A 5,824-nucleotide genomic window follows, 5' to 3' on the forward strand; every position below is an offset into this window, starting at 1 on the left:
CTCCGCCGGCTCGACCGGCTGCGCGGGCCCGGTCGGCGCGACCGGCCCGGCCGGCGTCTCGACCCCCCGCGCGCGGGGGGTGTGCGGGAAGGCCGGTTCCTCTTCCTCGGCCTTGGACACCCGCGCCACGCGGGCCGCCGCCACGACCGGTTTCGCCGTCCACCGGCCCAGCCGCGTACAGATCTCCCGCGACCGTTCCTCGGCCCGATCGTGCGGCAGCCGGCGCAGGTCGCGCATGCCCTCCAGGAGGTGGTGGATGCCCGCCCAGTCGGTGTCGGTGTAGCGGCTGACCAGGAGCGCCGCCGCGTGCGCGTGGACGTCGGAACCGGCCTTGGGCTCCTCGCCGACGACCAGGCGGTAGCGCCCCGCCCACGGGTCCGGCTCGCGCGGTCGGCGCGGCAGCACCACGAAGCGCGGCTTGCCCGAGTGGTCGCGCGTCTCGAAGGTGGAGAACGTGAACGACACCGGGACCAACCACAGCAACAGATCGGACAGGCCCCACAGCATCGGCACCGGGTCGATCCCGACGTCGACCTGCCGAAACGAGAAGAACCGCCCGGGGTGGCGCAGCACCGCCGCGACCGCGACCTCCAGGAGATACGCCTGTTCCCTGGCCCGGTCGCGCAGCAGTTCCGCGTGCGCGTCGAGGGCGTCGGCGATGAAGTCCGGTGGCAGCGGCGCGAGACCGTAGCCGCGCGGGACGTCCTCCAGGGCAGGCTCGCGCGCCCACACCGGGTCCTGGGTCAGCACGAGAGCGGCGTGCGGGCCGAGGTCGCGTCCGGGGTCGAGCAGGACGCGCGCGTTGTTGCCCTCGACGACGTACTCGCGCCGGATCACCGCCGCGCCGCGCCCGGTGTGCACGAGCGCGACGCTGGTCACCGGGGCGCCGCGATCGTCCGCGTCCACTGCGACGTGCTCGCGCAGCTCTTCGTGCCAGCCGGTGAGTTCGTCCCTCGACACCGACGCCGCGATCGGTCCCAGGCCGCGACCGCCGAGCAGACTGTCGTCCTGGCGGCGGTAGACGATCTGCCGAAATCCCGTCACGCCGGCGTCCACCGCCATGTCGTTTCCTTCCGGCTGAGCCGTCCATACCGTCATCGTTGCGGGTCTCCCCTTCGAGGCACCAGGTTGCGGGCCTCCATGGACAGTCGGCCGTGCTCCTGGAGGAAGGGGTCACGGTAACGGGAGGACCAGAGGGCGTAGACGAGCGCCCGCTGATAGGCGGTGGTGTCCCAGTCGAGCCGGTCCAGTTCCCACACCGTGGCGGCCAGGGCCTCGCCGAGCGTGGACACCTTGCCCGCCCCGACCACCAGGCGGGCGAGCAGCCACACGACGCCGTGGGTGACCTCGGGAGGGGCGCCGCAGCGGTGGATCGCGTCGATGTTCTCGTGCAATCGGATCACCGCGCCGGCGACGACGGGGCGTACGTGTCGGTCCGGGCGGCGGTTGTCCTCCTTGTCCCGGCGCAGCAGGGCGTCCAGGCGCAGCACGACGTGGCGCAGGAGCGGCCGGTCGACCAGTCGCAGGGCGACCACGAGCGACGCCAGGTCGGCCTTCTCCAGTTCGTCGCGAAAGTCGGCGCTCTCCCGGCCGCCGGCCCGCTCCAGCGCGCCGGCCGCCCGGAACAACGCGTCGAAGCCGTCGGGGGTCGCCCCCCAGCCCTCCCACACGGGCCATCCGGGCAGCTCGAACCGGGGTCGGCCGGGGGTGTCGACGTCGGGGCGCGGCGACGGCGGGAGGTCGGGCGCCGGGTGGGGTGTGGAGTCGGGTGTGGAGTCGAGGCCGGCCTGTGGCGGCCAGGGGTACGGCGCCTGTGCCGGCGATGCGTACGGCGCCTGTGGCGACTGTGTGTACCCCGCGTCCGGTGGCACGTGGTAGGGCGTCTCCGGCGGTGGCGCATCGGGTCGGATCGGCGGGAACGGGTCGCGCCGGCGCGAGTCCCCGCCCGGCCGGTCGTCCGCGTCGTCGTCCGCGCCCCTCGCCGACCCGACCGGCCACGCCGGTGGCCCGCCCGCCGGAATCACCGGCCGAAACGCCGGCCCGGGGAGCTGCCACCCGTCGTCCGCGTGGTCGGGCGCGCGGTCCCCCACCCGGGGCGGCGGCGCCGACACCGCCGGCAGGTGTCGGGTGTAGTCGGGTTCCAGCTCGATCACCAGGTCGGCGCACTCCCGGGGCGATTGCCGAGCCGTCGCGGTGCGCAGTTTCGCGAGGGTGGCGCCCACCTCCGACCACGGGCGGGTGCGGTACAGGTTCACCAGCGTCGCGGCGGCCGCGGCGAAGACGTCGTCCTCGGGCAGCGGTTCCAGTTCGGGCGCGATCCGCAGTCGGTCCTGGGGGGGCTGTGTGGTCGGCCATTCCGGGACCAGGACGAACCTCGGCTTGACCGGGCCGTCGTTGGTCTCGAACGTCGAGAACGTCCAAAAGCCGGGCGCGATCGCCATCGCGAGGTCGAACACGCCCCACAGCACCGGTACGAAGTCGTCGCCGACGTCGGCCACCCGCAGCGCGTACGTCTTGCGCGGGTCCCGCAGCACCGCCGCGAGCACGACCTCCACGAGGTCGAACCGGCGCCGCGCGTCCTGCCGGATCCAGTCGCGGATGTCGCGGTCGTAGGCGTCGGGGCGAATCGCCACCGCGGGCAGCCTGGTGCCCTCGGGCACCTCCGCCAGGGCCTCCCCGGTCCCGGTCAGGCCACCGCCGCGGTTGCCGTGCAGCCACACCATCGCGAGCATCGTGTGCGGCTCGACGGTGCGCCCGGGGTCGAGCAGGACGTGGGTGTCGGTGCCGGGGCGGTTGGTGCCGTGTATCGCGGCCTCGCGCAGCAGGAGTGCGTAGCGGTCCTTGAAGCGGACCCGACCCATGCTCCACGTCGGGCACTCGGGGTGCGATCGGTCCATCGAGACGTGGTGGTCCAACTCACCGTCCCAGCCGCGTAGTTCCTCGCCGTCGAGCGAGGTCGCGACCGGTCCCATGCCCTTGCGGCCGAGCAGGTGCTCCCAACTCCAGCGGTACACGGTCTGGTCGAGGGTGGGTTCCGAGCCCACGTGGTCTGCCGCCATGTCACACCCCCACCCGCTCGACGCCGGCCTGATCGAGCATGTCGCACATCGCGAGGATCGACACGATGGGTTCGAGAACCCGTCGCGGTCTGATCCCGCCGGGGAACCGGCCGTCCCGGTCGCGCGCCCCGGTGGCGGACACGAAGTGCATCGTGCAGCGCCGGAACTCCTCGTAGGGGCCCAGCCACGCGTGCGCGTCGTGGGCGTGCAGGAACGAGTACACGTCGCGGCTCTCCGCGTCCGCGCGCACCGGGTCCACCACACCCGGTACCGGGGGGTGCGAGCCCAGCCACGCGTCCACGGGCGGTTCGAACCGGATCAGGTCGGACTTGGTGACCGCGACCGCGACCGGCTGGTGGAGCAGCGCCTTCTCGCGCGGCAGGCGGTTCATCACGGCGGTGAACGTACGGTCGCCGCCGCGCGCGAGCCGCAGGTCCTCGTCGTGCGCGGCGAACCGGCGCAGTTCCGGCAGGTCGATCGCGACCACGGGGTCCACGACGAACACGAAAGCGTCCGCCGCGGCGAGGAATTGCATCTCGCGACCGCCCCTGGCCAGGTCCTCGCCACTGACGTCGAAGAACGCGATGGGCCGGGTCCGGCCGCCCACGCGCAACAGCAGCGCGTCGGCGAACTGGACGAGGTTGCCCTCGCTGGAGACCGTGGTGGCGAGCATCTGACCGTGTTGGAGCGGCTCGACCCGGGTCGAGCGGTAGGACTGGTGCTGGTCGATGTCCACGGCGGTGTGGTTGACGCCGTACGCGCGCAGGCCGCCGGCCTCGATCTCGCCGATCATCGCGGCGAGCAGGTGGGTCTTGCCGGACAGGCCGTCCCCGATCAGGCCGATCACCAGCGGCGGTTCGTGGATCATGTAGTTGGTCGGCAGGTAGTGCTCGCGCTTCTCGTCGCCGCTGGGGTTGGGGCAGCGCATGAACGTCGAGCGCAGGCGGTCGTGGCGCTTGAGCGGGTCGGTGATGTTGCTCAGGTCCACCCGCTCGAACCGCTGGCGCGCGTCGCGCTCGTACAGTTCGTGCTCGTTCCAGCGGACCCGGTCCAGGCAGTAGGGACAGCGCACTTCGGGTCGATTCGGGTCGGCGGCGGGCGTATTCGGCGGTGTGCTCCCGGTGGGCCCCGTGCCGGTCTCGCGGGGGCGCCCGGCGGGTTTGGGCACGTTCGACGGTGCCGGCGGGCCCGGTTGACGCGTGGCCTGTGCGGTGGGGGCCGAACCGGGGGTGCGCGCCGGTTGCGTGGCGCGCGGGTTCGACGCGGCGGCGAGTCCGTCCAGGCGGGTGCGCAGCGCGGCCACCCGGGCGTTCTCGGGCAGGGTGTGCAGTTCGGTCGGCACGTTGAGCAGGCGGTGGAAACCGGCCCAGCCCTCGTCGACGTAGTAGCGGGCCAGGCGCCGGGCCAACTCGCGGTGGGTGTCGTGTGGTTCGCCGCGGCCGGTGGCGTCCACCCGGACCCGGTTGTCGGAGCGGGCCCCGGGCGGGCGCGGCAGGACCACGAACCGCGGCGCGCTCTTGGGGTCGGCGTGCGCGTCGTCGATCTCGAACGTGGAGAACGTCCACGGGCCCGGGAGCAGCGCGGTGAGCAGGTGTTGCAGGCCCCACAGCAGGGCCGTGGCCTCCTCGACCGCGGGCAGCGTCACCGACATCCGCGCCCGCGGCGCGCGCAGCACGGCGGCGGCCAGCACCTCCAGCGGTTCGCCGAGCCGGCGCGCGCGTTCGTGCAGGCCGCCGGCGGCGAGGTCGAACGCCTCGGCCAGGTGCCGGTCGGTGAGCGGCTTGAGGTCGTAGCCCGGAGCGACGTTCTCCAGGTCGAGCGCGCCGGGGCCTCGGCGACCGAGCGCCGCCCATGCGATCGCGTCGAACGGCGCGACGCCGTCGCGCGGGCCGACCAGGACGTGCGCGGAGTTGTTGAGCCGCTGCCGGCGGGCGTCCGCGCTGAATTCGCGGCGGATCAGCGCGGTGCCCAGCGGTGTGTCGAGCAGGCACACGCTGAACGGCGGGCACGCGGGGTCGCCGTAGTCCATCGTGACCGCGTCGGCCAGTGCGGTGCGGGTGTGCCAGCCGAAGAGTTCCTCGCGACCGAGCGACGTGGCCACGGGCACGATGCCGCGCCGGCCGAGCAGGCCGTCGGGGTCCCAGCGATAAACGATCTGATGGAGCATCAGCTCGGCTCCCCCACCACGGACGGGGCTTGTGGCGTTGCGTTCACGACGAGTCGTTCCTTCCCCAGTGCCAACGTCGGCGGTCGGTGTTCGTCGACGGTCGGGCGGTCGGCGGGTCCGGGGGTCTGGGCGGGGGCACCGGCGTGGTGCCGGTGGCGGGCGGGTCGTACGGCGGCGTCGGTTGCGCCGACGGCGGAGGGCCGGCCGGTTGCGCCGGGGGTTGGCCGGCGAGCGGCATGCGCTGCCGTTTTTGCTCCAGCACCTGGCCGTAGCGGCGGCGGCCCTCGGCGAGCGGGTCGTACTGCGCACGACCGCCCACCCACGGGTCGGGTTCGGCGAGGCGTTCCAGCACCTGTACCGCCCCGGGGCGGCGGCGCGCGTCCGGTTCGAACACCCCCCGCAGCAGGTCGATCAGCAGGCCCTGGGTCTCCAGGCCGACCGGGGCGCGGCCCTGGCGGACCGGTCGGCCGGTGGTGACGTGATAGGCGACCTGTGCGGCCGACCAGACGTCGTCGCGCGGGTCGGCGGGGCCGGGGCCCTGCAACGGCCCGGGGGCGGCCCACTGCGACGCGCCCAGGCCGCCGCGCGGTTCGCCCGC

At 73.9% G+C, this 5,824-nt stretch carries 3 protein-coding genes and 1 pseudogene; all 4 read right to left on the reverse strand.

Going from position 1 to position 5,824, the window contains the following annotated elements; all coding sequences use genetic code 11:
* Positions 1-1,062 (reverse strand): hypothetical protein (locus tag GT354_RS05330; RefSeq protein WP_161355009.1); only part of this gene is annotated, 1,062 nt, incomplete at its 3' end.
* A gap of 32 nt (positions 1,063-1,094) precedes the next feature.
* A complete protein-coding gene (locus GT354_RS05335; RefSeq protein ID WP_161355010.1) occupies positions 1,095-3,059 on the reverse strand; it encodes a hypothetical protein in 1,965 nt (654 codons plus the stop codon).
* 1 nt (position 3,060) lies between these two features.
* Complete coding sequence (locus GT354_RS05340) at positions 3,061-5,226, reverse strand: hypothetical protein (protein ID WP_161355011.1); 2,166 nt, start codon at positions 5,224-5,226, stop codon at positions 3,061-3,063.
* Between the two features lie 43 nt (positions 5,227-5,269).
* Positions 5,270-5,824, reverse strand: a pseudogene (locus GT354_RS05345) (hypothetical protein); the annotation flags it as partial.

Source organism: Streptomyces sp. SID3343 (assembly GCF_009865215.1).
GTDB lineage: Bacteria > Actinomycetota > Actinomycetes > Streptomycetales > Streptomycetaceae > Embleya.